Here is a 24,121-nt window from a genome sequence, read left to right as displayed (position 1 = left end):
CTACTTTACTAAATTTTCTATTATAAAATTTGAATCCAACTCATAAAAAAGTGGCAATCGCACTAATGTGTCTGTAAATCTGTCTGCTTCCGTGAGTGCTTCTCCGTCATACATTTTTTTATAAAAAGGACTCTCATGCAAACTAATGTAATGAAAAACAGCTAAGATTTGATTCTTTTTAAGGTGCTCGATTAGTGCCGAACGCTGCTCCAAATTCTTACAAACTAAATAAAACATGTGTGCATTATTCGTAGCATAACTTGGAACTTTTGGCAGTTGAATTTCATTTTTATCAGCCCAATCTTTTAGTTTAGAATTGTAGTTCTCCCAAATTTCCTTTCTTCGGTTTTGAATTTGATCTAGATTCTCCAATTGAGCCCATAAAAAAGCCGCAATAATTTCTGAAGGAAGAAAGGAACTTCCGATATCTACCCAACCATATTTGTCTACTTCTCCTCTAAAAAAAGAAGATCGATTGGTTCCTTTTTCCCAAATAATTTCGGCTCGTTCTATAAATTGTTCATCATTAATGGCCAACATTCCACCTTCTCCTGAAATAATATTTTTTGTTTCATGAAAAGAAAAAGCCGCCAAATGACCAAAAGATCCTAATGCTCTTTTTATTCCATCTTTCCCGGTAAAAAAACTATCGATTGCCTGAGCTGCATCTTCAATTACAAAAAGATTATATTTTTTTGCCAAAGTCATAATTACGTCCATTTCACAAGCAATGCCTGCATAATGAACGGGTACAATTGCTTTGGTTTTGGACGTGATTAAAGCTTCTATTTTGGTTTCATCAATATTGGGATGATCTTTTCTACTATCTGCAAAAACAATTTTTGCTCCTCGAAGTACAAAAGCATTTGCAGTAGAAACAAAAGTATATGAAGGCATAATTACCTCATCTCCTTCTTTTAAATTAATCAAGATTGCAGCCATTTCTAAAGCATCTGTGCAAGATGTTGTTAGCAATGCTTTTTTGAAACCAAAATTATTTTCAAAAAATGCTTGGCATTTTTGAGTATACTTTCCGTTTCCAGATATTTTTCCCGAAGCAACTGCGTCTGAAATATACACTGTTTCTTTTCCTGATAAATAAGGTTTATTAAATGGAATCATTTTATTTTATAAATTTTGCCGGATTACCTAAGTATAGTCCTTTTTTAATTATGTTTTTCACTACTACCGTTCCTGCTCCTATTGTAGTTTGACTTACAATGCCGATACGTTCTTTGATAGACGTGTTAATACCTATAAAACATTCTCTTTCAATTGAGCAAAAACCTGCTATTGAAACAGATGGAGCTAGAAAACAACTCGATCCTATAACTGTATCATGTGCAATAGTGCAATTCAAATTGAGTAGTGTGTTGTGTTTGATAATTACTTTTTTATCAATCACACATTTCGGATAAATAACACACCCTTCTTCAATAATAGCTGATTCATCAACCCAAGATGTTGAATGAATTATTTTTCCGAATTTTACTTTATTTTTTAATGATAAATATTTTTCTTCTCTTGCTTTTAAATGATTATATCCAATGCCAATTATAATTTCGTCAAAAAGTTTGTTATTAAAATCAGAAATTAAATCGCTTGTGTTTCCATTAATTTCCTCTCCAACATTAAAATCATCATAAAAACAGACTTTGCTGTAATGATTGTCTTTTAAAGCAAAGTTTGCAATCTGTTTTCCAAGTTCTCCTGCCCCTAAAATTGCTAAAACTTTATTCATATATTTTCTTAATTATGGCATTTGGTCTTCCTTGTACTTGTTTAAATATTTTGAAAATATAAATACCTATTAAGCCTAGAAAAGTTGAAATAATTCCTAAAATTAAAACATTAATTGCAACAATTGATGTCCAACCTAATTGTACTTCGTCTTGATGAACTATCTTTTGAAAAGCCAAATACATTAAAAAAAGAAAACTAAAAAAAGAAATTGATACACCAATATAAAACAGCCATTCTAATGGTTTTCCGGAAAATGAAGTTATTGCTTGTAACATCAATTCGGCTCTTTTTTTTAATGTATAGGTGCTTGCTCCTTCTCTAAATCCTTTTTTTACGGGAATCCCTTTTTGATTAAATCCAACCCAATAAAACATTCCTCCCATAAACAAATTTGCATCTTGCAAACGCAGTAATTCATTTACATATTGCTTGGTCATTAATCTTTCTGTAAGGATATTATGTGGTATTTTTGTGTCAGATAATTTATTGATTAAAATCCAAAATAGATTTCCTGTTTTTTTCTCAATAAAATTTCCTTTTCTTGCTTCTTGATAACCATAAACAACATCTAAAGTACTGTTATTTTTAATTTCATGATAATATTCGATTAAAACACTTGGAGGTGTTTCTAAATCATTATCAATCAAAAAAATATAGTCACCTGATGCATAATTCAATCCTGCCTGAATTGCATAATGATGTCCAAAATTTCTGGATAAATCTATAATTTTTATTTGTGAAATTTCTTTTTTTCTTTCTAATAAATACGCGACAGAATCATCTGGAGAACCATCGTTTACAAATATTAGTTCAAAATCATGAATTTTAATTTTTTCAATAGTGAACAACATCTCTTCTAGAAATGTTTCTAAAAAAGGTTTTGACTTATAAAGTGTTGTTACTACTGATATTTTCATATTAATTCAATTTTTTTGTTCGCTTTATAGATTAAATAACCTGACCTTTCATTGCTATTTGTAATATTTTGCAAGGTTGTGTTCTGAATTTCTTTTTGAATATCAAATTCGTTTTGTTGACTAAAATAAGGTAAAATTTGCTTTGTTTCATTACATAAAAAATAAACACCCGAAAAGGCTTTGTTTTTTAAAATTGGTCTTTCAAATTTTCCTAAAGCAATAGTTATTACACCTTCTAAAAAATCGTATCCTGTAGATAATTGAACTAAATGAGAGCCTATAAAATCACCACCCATTCTTGCTCCAACTTCAATAATGTAAACTTCTCCTTTTGATGTAATCTTAAATTCAGAATGTCCTGCTCCAAAATTAATGTCTAATGCATTTAAACATGAAATAGTTTCTGTTTTTAGTTTTTCTTGTATTTCTTTTGATAAACTAGAAGGTTGATGATGTGCTAATTCTACAAAATGTGGTGGTCCTGTTGTAATTTTGTCTGTAATTGCTAAAATAGTGTGCTCTCCATTGATTGAAATGGTTTCTACGCTAACTTCTTCTCCTTCTATAAATTCTTCAACAATGGCTTTTTTACAAAAAGATTCGTTTATAGCATAATTTATTGCTCTAGGCAATTCATCTTTCAACATTACCTTTGTTACGCCTCTGCTTCCCGATCTGTCTAATGGTTTTACAATAAGAGGAAATTTAAATCCCTCAATTGTAACTTTGCTGTCTGTGGCCTCGATAAATTTTGGAATAGAACAATTTCCTTTTTCAAAAGCCTTTCTCATTTCCCATTTGTTTGTAGAAACTAATGATGAATGAAAACTATTTGAAATTAAATTCATTTTTTCTGCAACATAACAAATCGTTGGCACCGCCATGTCTGTAGCAATTGTTGTAATTCCGTTAACATTAATTTCTATACATTTTTTTAAAATTTCTTCTTTTTCTAAAATTGAAATGGGATAAAAATAATCTGCAATTTCTTTACATATTGCACCTTCCGGCCAAGCAAAACAATGCGTTTCAATTCCCATTTGTTTAGCTTTTTCTACTAATGGAAGTTGAAGATAACTTGCTCCTATGATTGCTAATTTTTTCAAACTCTTTTCAAACTAGTTTCCCAATACTTTACCTCAACTCCAAAAGCGTTTTTAATCTTCGTTTTATCCAAAACACTATAAGCCGGACGTTTTGCAAGTGTTGGAAAGCTTGTTGTTGGAATGGGTTCTAAATTAATATTGATTTGATTACATTCAAATATTTTCTTAGCAAAATCATACCAACTGCATTGGCCTTCGTTGGAGAAATTGTAGGTTCCAAAGTTACGAGTTACGGGTTGCAAGTTGCGAGTTTTAAGAATAATTTTAATCAACACTTCTGCTAAATCGACAGCATTTGTTGGGGTTCCGATTTGATCGTTTACGACTGATAATTTATCTCTTTCAGAAGCCAAACGGAGCATTGTTTTCATAAAATTGTTTCCAAATTGTGAATACACCCAAGATGTTCGGATGATGAAATGTTTATCCCAGATTTTCTGAATAGCTCTTTCTCCGTCAAGTTTTGTTTGACCATAAACACCGGTTGGATTTGGAATATCATCTTCTGTATAAGGTGTTTTTTTAGTTCCGTCAAACACAAAATCTGTAGAAATGTGAAGTAAAACAGTTTTGAATTCTTTGCAAATCTCAGCTAAATTTTTTGCTCCATTTACATTGATTAAATGAGCTTCTTCCGGCTCACTTTCAGCTTTGTCAACTGCAGTGTATGCCGCCACATTAATGCAATAGTTTGGTTTGTATTGTTCAAAGACATGATATATATTATTCAAATTTGTTAGATCTAACACTTTCGAATCACAAAAAACAAATTGAATATCCGGATAATTAGGTGCAATAAATTGCAAACTTTGACCTACTTGTCCGTTGGCTCCGGTTACTAAAATTACCATGCTTTTTTGGCGTTTGCTAAAGTGGGTAATTGGGTGTCTTTTTCTGAAATAATCAGATTTTCGGCTTCAAAATTCCAATCTATTCCAATGGAATCATCATTGAAAATAATGCCTCCTTCTGATTCTTTATTATAGAAATTATCACATTTATAAAAGAAAGTAGCCGTTTCACTTAACACCAAAAATCCATGAGCAAATCCTCTTGGCACAAAAAACTGTTTTTGATTTTCAGCAGATAAAACCACTGCTTCGTATTGTCCAAAGGTTGCAGAACCGGGTCTGATATCAACGGCAACATCTAAAACTTCTCCTTGGATGACTCGAACCAATTTTGCCTGAGCAAATTCGCCGGTCTGATAATGTAATCCTCTTAAAACACCTCGGGATGAAACCGATTGATTATCTTGAACAAAATGTACCGCTTGTTCTAAGGCATTTTGAAAAGTTCGTTCATTAAAACTTTCCATAAAATAACCTCTTTCGTCATGAATGACATTCGGTTCTAAAATAAAACATCCTTGTAGTTTGGTTTCTGTAAATTTCATCTTGGCTTACATTAAATAAAGTAAAACTTTTATCTTAAACACAGATTCTAAATCCGTGTTCAAATCAATTAGATTAAATTAAAATCTTAAATTAAGCTCATCAAATGTGTTCCATAACCACTTTTTAAAAGCGGTTCAGCTATTTTTTTTAATTGATTGGCATCGATAAAACCCATTCTGTAAGCAACTTCTTCAATTGCCCCAATTTTTAAACCTTGACGTTCTTCAATAACCTGAACAAATTGTCCGGCTTGCATAAGCGATTGAAAAGTTCCAGTGTCTAACCAAGCAGTTCCTCTATCAAGAATACTAACTTGTAAATTCCCACGATTTAAATATTCTTTGTTTACATCGGTTATTTCCAATTCACCTCGATGACTTGGTTTTATATTTGCAGCTATTTTCAACACAGAATTATCATAAAAATAAATTCCGGGAACTGCATAATTTGATTTAGGCTGACTTGGCTTTTCTTCTATAGATAAAACATTTCCGTTTATATCAAAATCTACAACACCATATCGTTCCGGGTCATGAACATGGTAAGCATAAATGATTCCACCATCCGGATTATTATTAGCCTGAAGTAATTCGGCTAAACCGGTTCCATAGAAAATATTATCACCTAAAATTAAAGCTACTTTATCGTTTCCAACAAATTCTTTTCCAATAATAAAAGCTTCGGCCAATCCATTTGGATGCTCTTGAACGGCATATTCGAATCGGCATCCCAACTTGCTTCCATCTCCTAAAAGTTGACGAAATAATGGTAAATCATGCGGAGTAGAAATAATTAGAATTTCATTTATTCCGGCCCACATCAATGTAGACAATGGATAATAAATCATTGGTTTGTCATAAATTGGCATTAACTGCTTACTTACTGCCAAAGTTAACGGATGTAAACGCGTTCCTGAACCTCCGGCTAGAATGATTCCTTTCATAAATTAGTTGTTTTTTATTGATTGTGCTTTGTAAAAACGAATCCAAGCATGTATTACTAGAAATAAAAACACTAATAAAAATGGTAAAACAAGCTTTAATCTACCACTTGTACCTTTAGTATCTTTTTCGTTTGTTATCACACTTATATCGCGAACAATTTTGGTTAAATTAACTAAATCAATTCGCAAACTACCTTGCTCTCTAACCAAAAGATCTTTTGTTTTTATAATATCATTTAACTGAGTATTTTCATTAAAGTAAACTAATTTATCCCCTTGGTTTGAACTCATCTTATTTTTAAACTGATTCAAAACCCCATTGATTTGGGTAATAATGGAATCATTTTCTTTCATTTTTAGTTGAATATTATTCATGTATTCTTTTTGAATTTCTTTAAAATAATCAGAATCATTTAAAAAAGACAAAATCGGTTCTACAGTTTTATCATTCGAAGTTAACTTAGAAGTTGAAAATGATAAAGTATGGTAAGGATAGTTTTTGCTGGTGACTTTGTTTTCAATAATTTTATCAATATTACCATCTTCTGCCATTAATTTTAACAAATCAAAATTTTCTGTTTTATTATCCACAAAACGATAAACATCAATAATAGGTTCAATTTTTATTTTGGATAATCTTTTTGACTCCTTAATCCCTATTTTATTTAAAAATATAGTATCATTTTCGTTGATTTTTGATTGTAATAAATTAATTTGAGCATAAACGTAATCAGTGCTACCAAAATTGGGCATGATAATCATTTGATGATTATAGGTTCTAACTTTTTTATCAAGTAAAAAACCTATAGCTATGCCGGAAATGAATAACACCGAAATGATAATAATATTTCTTTTCAAAAATAAAATGAATCTGAAAATTCTACTTAGAAAACCTTCGTACATTCCATTAATTTTTTGTCCTAATTGTCCTAAGTCCAATTCTTGATTATCAATATTTTGTGGAGAGTTTGAGCTCATAATAATTTAGTTAGAATTAAAAATCTGTTCTAATATTTTAATGGTAATTAAATAAGTTGGTTTTACACCGGTGGTCCCTAATCCTCCTGATGCTAATGTACTTCCTGTTTCCAATGGATTATCTGATGCATAATAGGCATATCGTACTTTTACCTTTTGCGGTATACTTTTTCTTATTCTAGAGGCTGATTGAATGGCTTTTTGATAATAAGCCCCTTCCATTTCCAAACCAATCACTCCCCATGTAGATTCATGGAAAAATTTCAGTAAATCTTTATTTTGTAGTGAGGTCCCTAAAACGGTAACCATCGGTCCGGCAAAAACCGGAATGTCATTCCCATAAAACATATTGGGTGACAATTGATTTTCAAAGGGATAATTATCTCCGGTTCCTTCGTTAATGTGAGCAGACGGAATCATGATATCCCCTTTTCCTCCTTGAAGAATTCCGGCTTTACCCATAATGGAAACAGATTCTACATTCAAAAAAGTTTGGTTGTTGTTTTCTTTGTAAGCTTTTAACAACTCGTCGATGGTTTCATAGGCTTGTTCGCCAAAAGCATAATCCATCACAATCAAAACAGGTTGTTGCTTACTGATTTTTGCTTTTGGAAAAGCTGTTTTGGAAAAATCTATTCTTGCCGTATCAAAAACTTGTACATCAATATTAGTTCCGGATGTATCTAATAAAGAGATCATTCCGTATTTCAATGCCACATCTTCTACTTTTTTGCGTAATTCATCTGCCCCTGATTTACTTAATTCTTCATAAATAAAGAAATCCGGTTTGTCTTTAAATTTTGTTTTTAAAACCTGAGTTGCAAAAATCGAGTTCATCACACTGTGCATATTGGCACTAATAATGTGAATAGGTCGGTCTAGTAACTCATTCTCTTTTAACACATTTTTGATACGATTAGCCCAAAACTCACCATGAATGTGATGTCCTAACCGTTCTCTTAAAATTGGACTGAAGGTGATGGTTCGTTTGTTATTGTCTACCACTTCTTCAATGGCTATTTTTCCTAACCTATAAATAATATGTAAAAAACGATCCGGCTTTTCGGATGTTCCAAAAGCATCATAAATGTCTAAGACTTCCGAAAAACTTCTTCCCAATACATTAGATGCATGCGAAATCGCTTTTTCTTTATCAATTTGAGATAATTTATTTCCTTGTAAAACATAGTGTTCTACTTTATGCCAATCACGTGTTACTTCGAATTGGTTTTCATCTAACAAAACACGGTCTTTTATTTTATGTGATTCGATGAAAATAAACGTCAAATGCGTCAAAATATCATAAATATCTGAACGTCCTCGCGTAATTTCCACATTCATTTGTTCTTCATCGATACGATAGCAGTTTCGTCTTCTTTTTGGAGGAACTATCGCTTGAAAATGGGATTTAGAATAACCTTCGTCTGAAGTTAAGTTGATGTATCGACATTCTTCAATTCCAATTGGAAGTCGTTCGATAACGTATAATAATCCATTTAATTCTACTTTTTCTTCGGCAATTGAACCATAAATTTCAGGTCGCAATTGCAATAAAGCTTCACGCAATGTTTCACCGGAAACACCCATTGGTTTATAGAAACCACGGTTAAACAAGTGACGCATGGTGATATATAATCGCTCAATAGCAGCCGATGATTCTTGTGCTCTTGAACGGGATATGTTTTTAATTTCTTTCATTAAATTCTGTTTTCTAACCTGCAAAGTTACACTTTTTTATATTGGCTGAGAAAATCCGCTATTTTTCTATCATTACTCAAACGAGGCAATTTGTTTTGACCACCTAATTTTCCAATCGATTTCATATAATCCTGAAAACCGTTTTGTGCTACTTTTGTAATAACTAATGTTCTCAACACTTTACCCACAATCAAATCGTCATAATAAGTGTTTTGCTTTCGCATGGCTTCATCAATTTTTAAAGCAAACTCTTCTAATTTTTCGGGTTTATTTTCAAATTCAATAAACCATTCGTGATAGGGTAATCCTGATTGTGGGGAAGTTTGTGGAGCTACTGTAAATTCATTCACACGGATTGATGTTCCCTCCATAGCTTCTTTTAACGCATGCTCTACTTCTTTTCCAATCACATGTTCGCCAAAAGCGGAAATAAAATGTTTGATTCTGCCGGAAACAATCACGCGATGTGGTTTTAATGAAGTAAATTGAACTGTATCCCCAATATTATATCCCCAAAGCCCGGCATTGGTAGAGAGGATTAAAGCATAATTAACCCCTAATTCTACTTCGCCAATGGTATAACGTTTTGGATTTTCGGTAAAAAATTCATCGGTTTTTATAAATTCATAAAACATTCCGGCATTCAATAAAAGCAACATTCCTTTTTCATTTTGCTTGTCTTGATAGGCAAAAAATCCCTCAGAAGCTGGAAATAATTCAACCGAATCGACTTTTCTACCGATTAAATTTTCAAATTTGGCTCGATACGGTTCAAAATTCACTCCACCATAGACATACAAACTGAAATTTTTAAACAGTTCGCCTACTTTTTTTCCTGACTTTTCATGAAGTTTTTCAAAATACATTTGCACCCAAGCCGGAATTCCCGAAATAACGGTCATGTCTTCCTTTATGGTTTCGTCAACAATTGCATTTACTTTGGTTTCCCAGTCTTCAATGCAATTGGTTTCCCAAGAAGGCATTCTGTTTTTTAATAAATACTTTGGGACATAATGAGCAACAATACCTGAAAGTCTACCAAGTTTGATGCCGTTTTTTTCTTCTAAAATTGGACTACCTTGCAAGAAAATCATTTTTCCTTTTACAAAATCCGCATTTCCGGTTTCGTGAATATAGCTCAACAAGGCATTGCGTGCCGCTTGAATATGATAAGGAATAGATTCTTTAGTGAGTGGAATATATTTTGCTCCTGAAGTTGTTCCAGATGTTTTGGCAAAATAAATCGGTTTGCCTTTCCATAAAATATCCGGTTTACCTTCCACAACCAAATCTACATATGGTCGTAAAGCTTCATAATCTCGAACCGGAACATGTTTGGCAAAATCGTCAAAATTTTTAATTTTATCAAAATAATGGTCTTTTCCAAACTTAGTTTTTGAGGCCTCTTGGATTAAGTTTTGAAAAACCTTTTGTTGTGTTTCAATCGGTTTGGAAGACCATTTCTGAGTCTCTTTATTTACTTTTTTAGCTAAAAGTTTAGCGGCTAAAACTTTAATTCGCATCATTATTCAAAATCAATAAATTGTGTAGGGTCGATGGTAAATCCGTCTTTCCAAAGTTCAAAATGCAAATGAATTCCGGTAGATTCTTTTCCGGTAGATCCCGCCAAACCAATTACTTCTCCTGTTCGCACCACATCACCTTGGGTTTTGGTTAAGGTCGCTGCATGTTTATAAACGGATAAAATGGCATCACGATGCTTGATGATAATTACGTTTCCGGTTGAAGGTGTCCAATCTGCAAAAACAACGGTTCCGTTGGCTACTGATTTAATTGGAGTGTCTTTAGGAACGGCTACGTCAACAGCATAATGTTTGTTTTTTGCACTGTATTTTTCAGTAATGTGGCCTCTTACCGGAGGAAAAAGAACTAAATTTACTTTTGACTGAGCTTTCTCAAAAAGATTGTATTTATCTTCTAAAGCCACTTGCTCTCGAAGTTTGAGTTCATCCTCAGAAGGATTTAATTCATCTTTGGAAATATCCACATTTTCAGGATTTAAAACAGAATCTTTTTTGAACTTAGCATATTCCAAATCGCCAGTCAGAATTTTTTTTATCGATTGAATATACAATTCGTTTTTCTTAACTTCTAAAGCTAAAGAATCTGATTTTACAGCCAAAAGTGTTGCGTCTTTTTTTAATTTATTGGAGGCATAACCCGGAATAAATTCCCTCAAGGGTGTAAACGCAATAATATAAGTTGTAATCGAAATGATTAAAATAGCCGAGATGGTTACTACCACAAACACATTCATCAAATTAAGTTTTAAAGAAAAAATCTCTTCAAAAGATTCTTCATTTAAAATGACCAAACGGTTTTTGGTGAACAATTGTTTTTTAAGTTGCTGTCTTTTTAGTCTTTTTGCAGACATGTTCAAAATTTAATATACAAATATAGGAATTAAAGCTTCTTTAAAAAGCGTCCTTTTTCTTGTTTTAGACAAATATAATGCACTTTAACGCAGTTTTTAGTTAAGAATTGTTTATATTCTGACCAACTACACTAAAATATTTTTACCTTTGTAGTCTCAATTTAGATATTATGAATGCATTAGCTATATTTTTAGGAATGATCGGTGTTCCGCAAGTTATTTTAATTGTGGTGGTTTTGCTTCTCCTTTTTGGTGGAAAGAAAATTCCGGAATTAATGAAAGGTTTAGGAAGCGGTATCAAAGAATTTAAAAATGCTGCCAAAGAAGATCAACCGGCTGACAAAAAAGAAGACGATAAAAAAGAATAGTTTTTTTGTTCTTTTCAAAAAAATCCAAACACGAATTAATAATTTGTGTTTGGATTTTTTTTACAACACCATCGTCAACTGAATACGTTTCCTCACTTCATCCACCTCAACCACTTTCACTTGCACATGTTGTTGTAATTTCACCACTTCATTCACATCCGAAACAAAACCGGCTTTGAGTTGAGAAATATGAACCAATCCGCTTTCTTTTAATCCGATATCCACAAAACAACCAAAAGCGGTAATGTTGTTGACAATTCCGGGTAAAATCATGCCGATTCGCAGATCAGACATTTTTTTGACATTCGAGTCAAATTCAAAAACTTTGGCCGCTTTTCTGGGGTCAAGTCCGGGTTTTTCCAATTCTTTTAAAATGTCTTTAATTCCTAAAATTCCAATGGTTTGGTTGGTGTAATTTTCGGGTTTGATTAAGGAAATTTTTTCTTTATTTCCGATTAAATCGGTTAAGGAAACTTTCAAATCTTTCGCCATTTTTTCAACTATTGAATAAGCCTCCGGATGTACTGCCGAATTATCCAACGGATTTTTTCCGTTTTGAATACGAATAAAAGCTGCGGCTTGTTGATACGCTTTTTCGCCTAATCGTGGTACTTTTTTCAACTGTTTCCGGTCTTCAAAAGGTCCGTTTTCGGAACGGAAAGCCACAATGTTTTCAGCCATTTTTTCGCCAATTCCCGAAACATAACTCAACAACGATTTACTGGCGGTGTTCAAATTGACACCTACCGAATTCACACAACGAACGACAACCGTGTCTAATTCTTCCTTCAACTTCGTTTGATCCACATCGTGTTGGTATTGCCCTACTCCGATGGATTTGGCATCAATTTTTACCAACTCAGCCAACGGATCTGAAAGTCTTCTTCCGATAGAAACGGATCCACGAACGGTTACATCATAATTTGGAAATTCATCTCGAGCAATTTTTGATGCAGAATAAACAGATGCTCCTGCTTCAGAAACTACAAAAACCTGAACAGGCTTGTCAAACGCAATTTTCTTAATAAAAAATTCCGTTTCACGACTGGCAGTTCCGTTTCCAATTGAAATGGCTTCAATGTTATACGCATTGACCATCGAACGAATTTTCTTCATTGCCATGGCATTTTCATTCTGAGGCGGATGCGGATAAATGGTTTCGTTATACAACAAATCGCCTTTTTCATCCAAACAAACCACTTTACAACCCGAACGATAGCCCGGATCGATAGCCAAGATTCGTTTTTCTCCTAAAGGCGGAGCCAGCAAAAGCTGACTTAAATTTTGGGCAAAAACATCAATGGCTTTCGCATCTGCTTTGGTTTTAAATTCTTGCAGCGTTTCGTTGGAAATAGCCGGTTCGAGCAATCGTTTATAACTGTCTTTTATGGCTAACTTCAGTTGATGTGCGGTTTCTTTGTTGTTTTTAATGGTATTATTTTCGATGAATTCCAATGCTTCTTCTCCCGAACCATCTGAGTCAATTTCGATATTCATTTTTACAAAACCTTCGGCTTCAGCACGAAGCATAGCTAATAAGCGATGCGATGGAGCTTTTGAAAGTGGTTCGGCCCAATCGAAATACTGACTGAATTTTTGAGCCGCTTCATCTTCTTTTTTACTTTTCACAACTTTAGTAGAAACAATCGCTTTTCGTTGAAATAAACGACGTAAATTTTTACGAATAAAAGTGTTTTCATTGATCCATTCGGCAATAATGTCTCTTGCTCCTTGTAATGCTTCGTCTTCATTGGCTACTTTATCGTTCAAATATTTTGAAGCAATGAACTCAATATCATCGCTGTTTTGTGCCATGATGATTTTGGCTAAGGGTTCTAGTCCTTTTTCGCGAGCCACGTCGGCTTTGGTTTTTTTCTTTTTTTTGTATGGAAGATAATAATCCTCAATTTCTTGTAAATCGAAAGAATTTTCAATTTTCATTTTTAATTCAGGCGAAAGTTGACCTTGTTCTTCAATTGCTTTTAAAATGGATTCTTTTCGCTTAACGATTTCCTCGAATTGTTTGTTGAGTTTGAAAATCTGCTTGATTTGTACTTCATCCAAATTTCCGGTTTGATCTTTTCGGTATCGGGAAATGAATGGAATTGTGCAGTCTTCGTTTAATAAATTTATTGTGCTTTCGATTCCTTTTAACGGAAGTTGTGTGGATGATTGGATATATTGGATGTGGGTCATTAGGTGATAAATTCTAAATAATTTTGTTTATTAATTACTTCAAAAGTTGCTTCCGGATAGGCTTTTGCAAAAGCTATAGGAATTTTTGACTTTTTATTTTCATTCCATTTGAATTCAAAAGCATTGATGCTATCTGCTTCGGTTTCTAGCCAATCTAATTCTTGTTGGTCATAGGTTCGCCAAAAATAATTATGCTTTGACATTTTTTGATAGGCTTGTTTTTTCATTCGTTCAGAGGCGAGATAATTTTCCCATAAATCGCCAACATCTGTTCGGTTATTCAACGTAGTAAAATTATTAATAATGGCATTTCGGATACCATTATCATAAAAATACCAACGGCTTGATTTGGTTATTTCTTTGCGAAGGTTTCTTGAAAAACCCTCTACTTTGAACAAAATAAATACTTTAGACAACAAATCTAAATAACGTTCTACCGTATTTTTAGACATTTGCAATTGATTTCCTAACTCTTGCAACGAAACTTCTTTACCGATTTGAAATGCAATCAATCGCAATAAATCATAAATTTTATCTGCGTTTTTAATGCCTTCAAAAATCAAAATATCTTTTAACAGATAAGCATTCACTATTTCTTTTAAATAGTCTTTTTTTTCATCCCACGATTCATAATGAGTCAACTCAGGATAGCCTCCATAAAGTAAACGGGTTTCTAGATTTTCAGTAGTTTGTTTATAATTTTCAAACTGTAAAAACTCTAATTGTGCCAATGGAAATAAATACAATGTGCTTTTTCTTCCTACCAGTGGTTCACCTAATTTATTAGCTAAATCAAACATTGACGAACCGGTTGCAATGACTTTTATTCCATCTATGGTATCTACTATAAATTTCAAAATCAGACCAATATCTTTAATATTCTGAGCCTCATCGATAACCAAAAGAGAAATATTTTGCAACAATTTTGAATAGTTAGCTAAACTTCTCTCTTCCAACAAACGAGCATCGTTGACGTCTTCACCATTTAGTTGAAGTACTTTTTCATCTGCATTTTCTAAATATTTTTTTATCAGTTGCGTTTTGCCTACTCGTCTTGCTCCCAATAAAATTAATACTTTATTCGGTTTTAATTTGGATTGAAAATCAGCTAACACAGCTCTTTTATAATAATTCATCTTCAAAATTGAATTAGTATTGAAAGAACAAAGATAGTAAAAAAATGCAAATTTAGTCAGTTTGTTGACGGAATTTAGCTAAATTGAGTCTGTTGATTGACGGAATTAATAAAAATCTAATCCTGCACAATAAAATCCTTCGGATCCACCTTCTGAAATTCAGGTTGAATATTCACGTGATTGATGTTGAATTTATCATAAAGCACTTCTTCAATCTCCTGCAATAAATCGTTGAATTCACTCATTTTGATATCTGAAGCACAATCGAGATGAGCTTCTAAATGCAGTTCTTCTTCATTCAAATGCCAAACATGAATATGATGTAATTTTCCAACTCCTTTGATTTGATGTACCTCGCGAACAATTTCTTTAATGTCGATGGTATCCGGTGTAAACAACATCAACATTTTAGTGGATTTTATAAACAAATCAAAACCAACCACAATGAGGTACAAAGCAATTAGCAAGGTCATCAAGCTATCCACCCAATAAATTTGATAATATTTCATCAACAAACCACCGGTTAAAACCGCCACAGAGGCCATCATATCGGTGAATAAATGCAAATAAGCCGATTTCATATTCAAATTATGAGCCGCATCTTTACGAAGTAATAAAACAGAAAAACCATTGACGGCGATTCCTAAAAGGGCCAACCAAATCACTAAGTTAGATTGGATGGGTTCCGGATGTGCTAATTTAATTATCGCATGATAAATCAAAATAAACGCTACAATAACTAACGTAGATGCATTGATAAACGCTGCAATCAATTCAGCTCTTTTGTATCCAAATGTATGATTGATAGAAGCTTTTCTACGGGATAATTTGTGAGCCACTAAACTGAAAATGAGCGACAACACATCCGAAAAATTGTGTAATGCGTCCGAAATCAACGCCAAACTTCCGGAAAAAATTCCACCAATCACCTGAGCGATGGTTATTAATGTATTCAATAAAATCGAATAAATTAAATTATTGCCTCTTACATTATGTTTGTGAATCTTTGGATTGGTTGACATTTAGGTTTTTTGTTTTTTTACGAACAACTTATTTTATTCACTCGATTCTGATGTCTTCCGCCTTCAAAATCGGTTTTTAAAAAGGTTTCCACCATTTCAACTGCCTGCGGAATGGAAGTAAATCGTGCCGGAATGCTAATTATATTCGCATCATTATGTTGTCTGGCCAATGCAGCGATTTCTTTTGTCCAACACAATGCCGCTCTAATGCCTTGGTGTTTATTAACAGTCATGGCGATGCCGTTTCCGCTTCCGCAAATAACGATGCCTAAATCGGCTTTTCCTGTTTCAACATCTGTCGCCACGGGATGACCAAAATCGGGATAATCCACGCTATCTGTCGTGTTGGTTCCGTGATTAATGACTTCGTGGTCGTTTTTTTCTAAAAAATCAACAATGGCATTTTTATATTCCGGCCCAGCGTGATCGTTTCCAATAGAGATTTTCATGTGTAGTTGTGTTGTTATTTTTATCTTTACAAAAATAATCAATTTCAATCAGGTTAGGATGAAATTTAACCGTCAGGTTTGTTCGTTTGATGATAATGCGTTGTATTGGGAATTACACATCCCGATTCCGCTCGCTGTTTTTGAAAAATTGCTTACAGAAGCCAAAGATAAACGGGTAGTTTGCACTTTAAATGGAGATTTTTCTTTTCATTGTGCGATGTTGCCAAAAGGAACATTTCACTATATATTATTGAATAGAGAAATCTCTAAAAAACTGAATTTACATTTGAATGATGATGTAAAAGTGGAGTTAGTAAAAGATGAAAGCAAATACGGCATGCCACTATCGGAAGAAATGGAAGAAGTTTTTTTCAGTGATCCCGAAGGAAGCGAGTTTTTTCATCAATTAACTCCCGGAAAACAACGCAGCCTAATTCATGTGGTGAATAAATACAAAAGTTCACAACTTCGGATTGAAAAATCATTCGTTATTTTAGATCATTTGAAAAATCGAAAAGGTGTTTTGGATTTTAAAGGGTTGAATGAGGATTTTAAGAATTTTAAGAATAGATAACCTCCCCCCGACTCCCTCCAAAGGAGGGGGAGACGAAACGCTGAAAAACCTTCCTAATTTGAAGTTTTTTTAAACAAACTCAATCATAATAAGTAGCTTTGTGAAATTCAAAATCCGTGTTAATTCGTGAAATCCGTGTCAAATAAATACGATTACATTATTCTAGGCTCAGGTTTATCCGGTTTGCTCACCGCTTATCGAATGGCGAATGATGCTTGGTTTGATGATAAATCTATTTTAATCATCGACAAAGAAATCAAAAACCAAAACGACCGAACCTGGTGTTTTTGGGAGGAACCGAATGGAGAATTTGATTCTATACTTTCTAAAACTTGGGAAAAAGCATTTATCGGGAATCAAGATTTTCAACAATCGTTTGAAATGCAACCGTATTTGTATAAAATGATTCGAAGTAATGATTTTTACAAATTGGTTTTCGATACGATTTCATCAAAATCTAATTTTACTTTTATAAATGATGAAATTTTAAGTTGGAAAACAATTGAAGATTCGGTCGAAATCACCGGAAAAAATCAAACCTATTCATGTCATTTTTTATTGAATAGTTTTTTCAATGTCAATCCAATTCTTAATCAATCGAAGTTTCCCTATTTAAAGCAACATTTCATAGGTTGGTTCATTAAAACCAAAGAAGCAATTTTTGATGATTCTGAGGTAAAATTTATGGATTTTACGATTGAACAAAGCGGAAATACGCGTTTTATGTATATCTTACCCACATCTAAAACCGAAGCTTTGTTTGAATATACTTTATTTTCGGAAAATTTACTGGAAAAATCGGAATACGAAAATGCAATCAAAACTTATCTTCAAAATCGAGGTATTAATGAATATGAAATTGTAGAAAAAGAATCTGGAAACATTCCGATGACGTGTTTTCCGTTTCACAAACAAAATTCTGAACGGATTTTATTTATTGGAACGGCCGGTGGTTGGACAAAAGCAAGCACTGGTTTTACTTTTTTCAATAGTAAAAAACAATCGGAAAAATTGGTGGATTTTTTAAAAACCAATCAAAACCTTTCTCAATTTCATCAAAAAAATCGTTATTGGTTTTACGATTTAATTCTGTTGGAAGTTTTACATCAAAATAATGAATTGGGAGCACAACTTTTTGGTACACTCTTTCAAAAAAATTCCATTCAAAATATCTTCAAATTTTTGAATGAAGAAGGTACTATTTTCTCTGATTTAAAAGTGATGTTAACGTTACCCAAATGGCTTTTTATTAAGGCTACTTTTCGGGCTTTGCGAAAGTTGTTTTAAACGTAGTCAGTTGTCAGTTATCGGCTGACAGACAACTTTTTTAAACGTTAAATCTTTCCATTGTTAACAGAATTTCATAATTGCTTGATAATGAGGTAATATTAAATTAACACAGGTTGTTGATAAATTCAGATAGAATTTTAGAAGTATTTTGATGTTGTATGGGATTTTTTTCTAATCAAAAATTGAAATGAAAAAATCAATTTTAGTTTTGATTTTTTACTTTAAAATTATCAACTTTTTAAACTCGGTTTTCAACAGTTTTTCACAACAAACTTATTAATATTTTACACTAAAAACCGGATGTTAACAAGTGTTAATAAAAACTAAAAATTTCTTCATTTTGAGGATTTTATCTTTTTGTAACCCTGTTAACAAGTCTGTATAACTTACGACAACTTTTAAAATCAAGTTTAACGTATAAAGTTATTGTACAAATGAACACACCATAATAACCATCATAAATTTTAAATTAATTTAATTTTTCTTTTTGTTGTATTTAATAAATGTTGAAAACTATTTGAATTTTGGATGGAAGCGGAAAGTTATAAGATGGAAGAAGTTTCAAGTTTTGAAGAATTTATTTCTTTTATTTCTCAAATTTTATAAATCTGTGTTCTTTTAAAATTTAGAATTAAGAGATTAGAATTTAGGAAGGATATTTCTGTGTTTTCCGTGCTTTCTGTGAGAAACAACTAATCTACAACCCGTAAATGACTATCTAAATTATCTAAAATACCTCTCACCACTTCCACATCGTTTCGATGCACTTTTAATTTAATTCCTCCATACGCAATACTTGCAAACGGATCTATCGAAACAATGGTTTCATTTTCAAAAAAATACTGAATGCCTTCGTTTTCTAAAATAGATTTTAAAACCGCAATTTCAGTGGGTAAATTAAATACAGCAACGGTCAGAAAGTCTTTCATTTTTCAAATTTGTCTAAAGATACAAAAGTTATATTTTCAATAAATCTGTATTTCAAATTCTATTTTCTCCTATCTTATTCGTAATTTTCAGCATTATTAGAAAAGAATTATGAGTAAGAAACCTAGAAAATTAGGTAAAAAGAACAAAGATTTTACCGCACAGATATTTAAAATATTATCCAAAGAACCGAATAAATCATTCAATTACAAACAAATAGCAGCTGTTTTAGAACTGTCCGATACCAAAAGCAGAAACGAAATTATACGCGATTTAAAAATTCTGAAAGCTCAGGATAAAATTCACGAAGTAGAAGTTGGCAAATACCAAATGGTTTCCAAAGCTGAATATTACGAAGGAACCATCGACATGACTTCCCGAAAAACAGGCTATTTTATTTGCGATGAATTGGAAGAAGATGTCTTTATTCCCTTTATCAATTTAAATCATGCATTGGATAACGATAAAGTAAAAGCTTACATCTACAACCGAAGAAGCTCTCGCCGACCGGAAGCAGAAGTATTAGAAATTCTTGAACGAGCCAAAACCGAGTTTGTAGGTGTGATTGACATTCAAAAGAATTTTGCTTTTGTAACTACTGCCAATGCTAAAATGTACACCGATATTTTCATTCCAAAAAATAAAATTGGCGATGCCGAACACGGTGATGTAGTTTTAGTAAAAATGGAAGATTGGCCGGTGAAGGCTGATAGTCCATTTGGTTCAGTAATCAAAGTACTAGGAAAACCAGGTGAACACAATACAGAAATTCACGGAATTTTAGCTGAATATGGTTTACCGTATGATTTTCCGATTGAAGTAGAAGCTTTTGCAAACAAAATTGATACTTCTGTTACCGAAGAAGAAATTGCCAAACGTCGTGATATGCGAAAAGCATTGACGTTTACAATCGACCCAAAAGATGCTAAAGATTTTGATGACGCGTTGTCGTTTGAAAAGTTAGACAATGGAAATTATGAAATTGGTATTCACATTGCCGATGTTTCACACTATTTGCAAGAAGGAACGATTTTAGATGATGAAGCGTATAAACGAGCCACATCGGTTTATTTAGTTGATCGTGTTGTTCCTATGCTTCCCGAGGTGTTAAGCAACGACGCGTGTTCGCTAAATCCACACGAGGATAAATTTACCTTCTCAGCCATTTTTGAAGTTTCTCCAAAAGCAGAAGTGGTCAATCAATGGTTTGGACGAACAGTGATTTATTCAGATCAGCGATTTTCGTATGAGGAAGCTCAACACATTATCGAAACGAAAAAGGATATCATTCCGGCAGAAATTTCGTTAACCGGAAATGATTATAAAACACCTCAAAATATTGTTGAAGCAACGTTGAAATTAGATGAATTAGCCAAAATTCTTCGTCAGAAACGAATGGCAAACGGAGCGATTTCGTTTGATAAAGTGGAAGTAAAATTCAATTTGAATGAAAAAGCAGAACCGGTTGGTGTTTTCTTTAAAATATCAAAAGATGCCAATCATTTAATTGAAGAATTTATGTTGTTGGCCAATAGAAAAGTGGCTGAATTTATCGGAAAACAAAAGAAAACATTTGTTTACAGAATTCACGATGAACCGAATGAAGATAAATTAATTAATTTGCAAACAGTGATTTCGAAGTTTGGTTATAAAATTAATTTCAAATCAAAACAAGATATTTCTAAATCATTGAATAATTTATTGAATGATGTGGTTGGAAAAAAAGAGCAAAATTTAGTCGATACGTTGACTATCCGAAGTATGAGTAAAGCGGTTTATTCTACCGAAAACATTGGTCATTACGGATTAGCCTTTGATTATTATTCGCATTTTACTTCACCCATTCGTCGTTATCCGGATGTGATGGTGCATCGTTTGTTGCAGTATTATTTGGATGGAGGAAAATCAGTTTCGGCAGAATTGTATGAAGAAAAAAGTGCTCATTCGTCTGATATGGAAAATTTAGCTGCTAAAGCTGAACGCGATAGCATCAAATATATGCAGGTAAAATACATGCAAGACCATAAAGATCAGGAATTTTTAGGTGTAATTTCCGGTGTAACCGAATGGGGAATTTATGTAGAAATCATCGAAAACAAATGCGAAGGAATGGTGCGAATCCGTGAAATTAAAGATGATTATTATGTGTTTGATGAAAAACAATATGCATTAGTAGGCGAAGTTTCTAAAAATATCATACAATTAGGCGACGAAGTTTACGTTAAAGTAAAAAATGCCGATTTGGTTAAAAAACAATTGGATTTTCATTTTATTAGAAGGAAAGAGTAAGTGTAGAACTACAAAAAGCTGTAAATAATTGAACCATATAAGTCATTTAAGTTCTAGAAAGTGAAACTTAAATGACTTATATGGTTAATAACATTGTTTTATTCTTACTACTTAAATTTATAAAATGGTATTATTTTTGAACTAATCAATCATCAAAATCATCCTATCATGAAAAAAATTATCTTATTTTTCATTTTAACCGCTTCTCCTCTTTTTGCTCAAACGGTAACCAAAAGTCCGGGCGATTTTACGACAGTAAAAATATTTGACAGAATTTCGGCTCAACTCATTCCATCCAATGAAAATAAAGTGGAAATCAAAGGTTCCAGAGCTGCAGAAGTGGAAGTAATCAATAATAATGGTGATTTAAAAATCCGCATGCCGCTGACCAAATTATTAAAAGGAGAAGTTATTGAAGCAACAGTTTATTATAAAAAATTAGAAGGTGTAGAAGCCAGCGAAGGTTCGTATGTGAATTCAGAAAAAACAATTAAAGCCGTCAATTTTGATTTAAATGCGAAAGAAGGAGCAGAAATTAAAATTGCGTTAAATGTGCAAAAATGCAACAGCAAAGCATCAACCGGTGGTAAAATAAACATTACCGGAACTACTCAAAATCAAGAGGTTATCGTTACTTCCGGAGGTGAAGTAAATGCAAATAAATTTAATTCTAATCAAACCACTGTCAGCATCAATGCGGGAGGGAATGCCAGTATTCATGCAACCGATTATGTCGATGCCAAAGTGAGAGCCGGCGGATTTATTTATATCTACGGAAAACCAAAGCAAATTGATCAAAAAACTGTTTTAGGGGGTTCAATCAAAGAAATGAACTAAGAAAGGTGTTAATTTGAATTTTAAATTTTAAATTAGCATTTAGAAAGTTTCATAACTTGAAACTTTAAACCTGAAACAAACTTCAATGCTTAACGATATTTTAGCTGCCATTCCGTGGGGAATTCTTTTGGCTTTTACCATTGGTCCCGTTTTTTTTGTACTGATCGAAACCAGTATTACTAAAGGTTTTAAAGCGGCTATGACATTTGATTTAGGTGTTGTTTTTGGTGATTTAGTTTTTATTCTTATAGCCTATTTCAGTACCAACCAACTCTTGGAAAAACTTAAAGATGACCCAAGTCTGTTTATTTTTGGTGGCGTAATTATGTTTGTTTTTGGGATAATTTCCTTTATCAAAGAGAAGAAGAGTAAAAAGAAAAACCTCAACCCCGAATTTGTAGCCGATTCGATTCCGAAAAACAATTATTTAGGACTTTTTTTCAAAGGATTTATACTCAATTTTATCAATATTGGTGTATTAGGTTTTTGGGTGGGAATCATCATCGTTTTTGGTCCGCAAATGAATATGAATCCCAACCGTATTATCCTTTTTATGTCGGTAATTCTCATTACTTATCTCATTACCGATATCATCAAAATCATTTTAGCCAAACAACTCAAAAACCGTTTAACGCCTTATATTATTTATAAAATAAAACGTGTGATCAGTGTAATTCTAATGATTTTTGGGTTCTTTTTAATTATTCAAGGATTTTTTCCGAATGAAAAAGAAATGATTAAGGAGAAGTTTGAAAAGATGAAGGAGTGAAAATTTTTTAAATTAGAACGACAAATTTGAAATCAAATTTTCTAAAATTAAAAAGAAGAGAAATTGTGACTGCTGATAGCAATATAAATTTTGCTAAAAAGTATTTAATTCCTGCAATTGCTTTAATACTCAGTTTTGTTAGTATTGGACAATTCTATTTATCAAATATTAATGAAAATGAATTAATTGAGGTTAGTGGAAAAATTAATTCAATAAAGTTTGAAGTATTTAAACATTACAAAGATACTACTGAAAAAAGAGTAACTATCAATATTAACGGCTACTCAAGACCGTTTTATTTCATTGAAAATAAAAGTTGTTATTTTAACTCTATCATTGAAAATGTTAAAAGGAATGATATAATTACAATAAAACACAGAACGAAATTTCAATCATTAGTAGGAACTGGAAAAGAACTTCAGATAGTACACTTATCCAAAGATTCAAAAGAGATTTATAGTTTTAATAACATTCAAAAAATGTACTTTGAGCGAGGAAAGTTTGGCTTACTATGTAGTTTTATAATGTTGCTTTTGTATATATGGTTAAAATTAAGATATGAAGTAAGATAGTAATTTTATAAAAAAAAGGAAGTTAAAAATTTAATAATAAGTATTTTTCATAGAATAAAAAAAGCTCCAAGTTTGCTTGAAAGTTTTAGAGGTATCGCCTGTTTCGAAGTTTTAGGTGAAACCGGAGTAGTCGGTTTTCAATATCTTTAATTAATTTTTCTAAAAATTTAAAACAAAAAAAAGAGCTACTTTTCAGTAACTCTTTCAGAGGCATCGCCCGGATTCGAACCGGGGTAGACGGTTTTGCAGACCGGTGCCTAGCCGCTCGGCCACGACGCCTTATCATCGGACGGCAAATGTAAATAAAAAGTTTAAAGTTAAAAAGCTAAACTTCAAAAAACTTTTGTAAAAGTAAACTTATTCTTAAATTTATGAGATTCCTCATTCTTCGGAATGAACTGTGTTTATTTCCAAATTTATTTTAGTTAATTATATACTGAATAATATTCTTTTTTTGTAGCAATCGCATAAGCTTGTTTTATTAGTTTATTTACAACTGCTATTAAAGCAAGCTT

Annotated in this window: 23 protein-coding genes and 1 tRNA gene; 7 read left to right on the top strand and 17 right to left on the bottom strand. The window is 32.5% G+C overall.

Annotated features, from left to right (window positions below):
• The 11 genes from rffA to ACIQ0M_RS02530 form a co-directional block, all read right to left on the bottom strand.
• Entirely contained in the window at positions 1-1,122 is a 1,122-nt protein-coding gene (gene rffA, locus ACIQ0M_RS02580) for a dTDP-4-amino-4,6-dideoxygalactose transaminase (RefSeq protein ID WP_396149414.1), read from the bottom strand.
• 1 nt (position 1,123) lies between these two features.
• A complete protein-coding gene (locus ACIQ0M_RS02575) occupies positions 1,124-1,741 on the bottom strand; it encodes an acetyltransferase (protein WP_396149412.1) in 618 nt (205 codons plus the stop codon).
• The gene (locus ACIQ0M_RS02570) at positions 1,734-2,660 is read right to left on the bottom strand and encodes a glycosyltransferase family 2 protein (protein ID WP_396149410.1); all 927 of its coding nucleotides are present in this window, start codon (positions 2,658-2,660) and stop codon (positions 1,734-1,736) included. The genes ACIQ0M_RS02575 and ACIQ0M_RS02570 overlap by 8 nt, the downstream gene beginning before the upstream one ends.
• Positions 2,657-3,766 carry an acetyl-CoA carboxylase biotin carboxylase subunit family protein gene (locus ACIQ0M_RS02565; protein ID WP_396149408.1) on the bottom strand — a complete coding sequence of 370 codons (1,110 nt, stop codon included), beginning with the start codon at positions 3,764-3,766 and terminating at the stop codon, positions 2,657-2,659. Before ACIQ0M_RS02565 ends, ACIQ0M_RS02570 begins: the two co-directional genes overlap by 4 nt.
• Positions 3,763-4,617 (bottom strand): dTDP-4-dehydrorhamnose reductase, encoded by an 855-nt coding sequence (rfbD, locus tag ACIQ0M_RS02560; protein WP_396149406.1) that lies wholly within the window; start codon positions 4,615-4,617, stop codon positions 3,763-3,765. Before rfbD ends, ACIQ0M_RS02565 begins: the two co-directional genes overlap by 4 nt.
• On the bottom strand, positions 4,611-5,162 hold the full coding sequence (rfbC, locus tag ACIQ0M_RS02555) for a dTDP-4-dehydrorhamnose 3,5-epimerase (protein WP_396149404.1): 552 nt from the start codon (positions 5,160-5,162) through the stop codon (positions 4,611-4,613). Before rfbC ends, rfbD begins: the two co-directional genes overlap by 7 nt.
• Positions 5,163-5,248: 86 nt before the next feature.
• Complete coding sequence (rfbA, locus tag ACIQ0M_RS02550; protein ID WP_396149402.1) at positions 5,249-6,106, bottom strand: glucose-1-phosphate thymidylyltransferase RfbA; 858 nt, start codon at positions 6,104-6,106, stop codon at positions 5,249-5,251.
• A 3-nt stretch (positions 6,107-6,109) separates the two neighbouring features.
• On the bottom strand, positions 6,110-7,084 hold the full coding sequence (locus tag ACIQ0M_RS02545; protein WP_396149400.1) for a hypothetical protein: 975 nt from the start codon (positions 7,082-7,084) through the stop codon (positions 6,110-6,112).
• A 6-nt stretch (positions 7,085-7,090) separates the two neighbouring features.
• Positions 7,091-8,782 (bottom strand): DUF6909 family protein, encoded by a 1,692-nt coding sequence (locus ACIQ0M_RS02540; RefSeq protein ID WP_396149398.1) that lies wholly within the window; start codon positions 8,780-8,782, stop codon positions 7,091-7,093.
• A gap of 26 nt (positions 8,783-8,808) precedes the next feature.
• On the bottom strand, positions 8,809-10,305 hold the full coding sequence (locus ACIQ0M_RS02535; RefSeq protein WP_396149547.1) for a GH3 auxin-responsive promoter family protein: 1,497 nt from the start codon (positions 10,303-10,305) through the stop codon (positions 8,809-8,811).
• Between the two features lie 2 nt (positions 10,306-10,307).
• The gene (locus ACIQ0M_RS02530) at positions 10,308-11,177 is read right to left on the bottom strand and encodes a M23 family metallopeptidase (protein WP_396149396.1); all 870 of its coding nucleotides are present in this window, start codon (positions 11,175-11,177) and stop codon (positions 10,308-10,310) included.
• Positions 11,178-11,347: 170 nt separating this feature from the next.
• Here ACIQ0M_RS02530 and tatA point away from each other — a divergent pair, with 170 nt between their 5' ends.
• Positions 11,348-11,545 (top strand): twin-arginine translocase TatA/TatE family subunit, encoded by a 198-nt coding sequence (tatA, locus tag ACIQ0M_RS02525; RefSeq protein WP_396149394.1) that lies wholly within the window; start codon positions 11,348-11,350, stop codon positions 11,543-11,545.
• Between the two features lie 60 nt (positions 11,546-11,605).
• On the opposite strand, the gene ACIQ0M_RS02520 is transcribed toward tatA, so the two are convergent.
• The 4 genes from ACIQ0M_RS02520 to rpiB form a co-directional block, all read right to left on the bottom strand.
• The gene (locus ACIQ0M_RS02520; RefSeq protein WP_396149392.1) at positions 11,606-13,741 is read right to left on the bottom strand and encodes a Tex family protein; all 2,136 of its coding nucleotides are present in this window, start codon (positions 13,739-13,741) and stop codon (positions 11,606-11,608) included.
• Positions 13,741-14,877: an ATP-binding protein gene (locus ACIQ0M_RS02515; protein ID WP_396149390.1), complete on the bottom strand. Its 1,137-nt coding sequence runs from the start codon at positions 14,875-14,877 to the stop codon at positions 13,741-13,743. Before ACIQ0M_RS02515 ends, ACIQ0M_RS02520 begins: the two co-directional genes overlap by 1 nt.
• 116 nt (positions 14,878-14,993) lie before the next feature.
• Positions 14,994-15,899: a cation diffusion facilitator family transporter gene (locus ACIQ0M_RS02510; RefSeq protein ID WP_396149388.1), complete on the bottom strand. Its 906-nt coding sequence runs from the start codon at positions 15,897-15,899 to the stop codon at positions 14,994-14,996.
• 17 nt (positions 15,900-15,916) lie between these two features.
• Entirely contained in the window at positions 15,917-16,348 is a 432-nt protein-coding gene (rpiB, locus tag ACIQ0M_RS02505) for a ribose 5-phosphate isomerase B (protein ID WP_396149386.1), read from the bottom strand.
• A 58-nt stretch (positions 16,349-16,406) separates the two neighbouring features.
• On the opposite strand from rpiB, the gene ACIQ0M_RS02500 reads away from it, so the two are divergent.
• Positions 16,407-16,922, top strand: a complete 516-nt coding sequence (locus tag ACIQ0M_RS02500) for a DUF1905 domain-containing protein (protein WP_396149384.1) — start codon at positions 16,407-16,409, stop codon at positions 16,920-16,922.
• A gap of 135 nt (positions 16,923-17,057) precedes the next feature.
• Positions 17,058-18,209 carry a lycopene cyclase family protein gene (locus ACIQ0M_RS02495; RefSeq protein ID WP_396149382.1) on the top strand — a complete coding sequence of 384 codons (1,152 nt, stop codon included), beginning with the start codon at positions 17,058-17,060 and terminating at the stop codon, positions 18,207-18,209.
• Positions 18,210-18,904: 695 nt separating this feature from the next.
• Here ACIQ0M_RS02495 and ACIQ0M_RS02490 read toward each other — a convergent pair.
• Positions 18,905-19,141 carry a DUF2007 domain-containing protein gene (locus ACIQ0M_RS02490; protein ID WP_396149380.1) on the bottom strand — a complete coding sequence of 79 codons (237 nt, stop codon included), beginning with the start codon at positions 19,139-19,141 and terminating at the stop codon, positions 18,905-18,907.
• A gap of 109 nt (positions 19,142-19,250) precedes the next feature.
• Between ACIQ0M_RS02490 and rnr the strand changes: the two genes are divergently transcribed.
• The 4 genes from rnr to ACIQ0M_RS02470 all read left to right on the top strand — a co-directional run bounded on the left by rnr (position 19,251) and on the right by ACIQ0M_RS02470 (position 23,606).
• Complete coding sequence (gene rnr, locus ACIQ0M_RS02485) at positions 19,251-21,428, top strand: ribonuclease R (protein WP_396149378.1); 2,178 nt, start codon at positions 19,251-19,253, stop codon at positions 21,426-21,428.
• A 168-nt stretch (positions 21,429-21,596) separates the two neighbouring features.
• On the top strand, positions 21,597-22,265 hold the full coding sequence (locus ACIQ0M_RS02480) for a head GIN domain-containing protein (protein ID WP_396149376.1): 669 nt from the start codon (positions 21,597-21,599) through the stop codon (positions 22,263-22,265).
• An 85-nt stretch (positions 22,266-22,350) separates the two neighbouring features.
• A complete protein-coding gene (locus ACIQ0M_RS02475; RefSeq protein ID WP_396149374.1) occupies positions 22,351-23,034 on the top strand; it encodes a LysE family translocator in 684 nt (227 codons plus the stop codon).
• 26 nt (positions 23,035-23,060) lie between these two features.
• Positions 23,061-23,606: a hypothetical protein gene (locus tag ACIQ0M_RS02470; protein ID WP_396149372.1), complete on the top strand. Its 546-nt coding sequence runs from the start codon at positions 23,061-23,063 to the stop codon at positions 23,604-23,606.
• A gap of 208 nt (positions 23,607-23,814) precedes the next feature.
• Here ACIQ0M_RS02470 and ACIQ0M_RS02465 read toward each other — a convergent pair.
• Positions 23,815-23,885 (bottom strand) — tRNA-Cys (locus ACIQ0M_RS02465).
• Between the last annotated feature and the right edge of the window lie 236 nt (positions 23,886-24,121).

The organism is Flavobacterium sp., assembly GCF_044339515.1.
GTDB lineage: Bacteria > Bacteroidota > Bacteroidia > Flavobacteriales > Flavobacteriaceae > Flavobacterium.
Note: the sequence above shows the minus strand (reverse complement) of the source record. Positions and strands in the feature narration are given on the sequence as shown.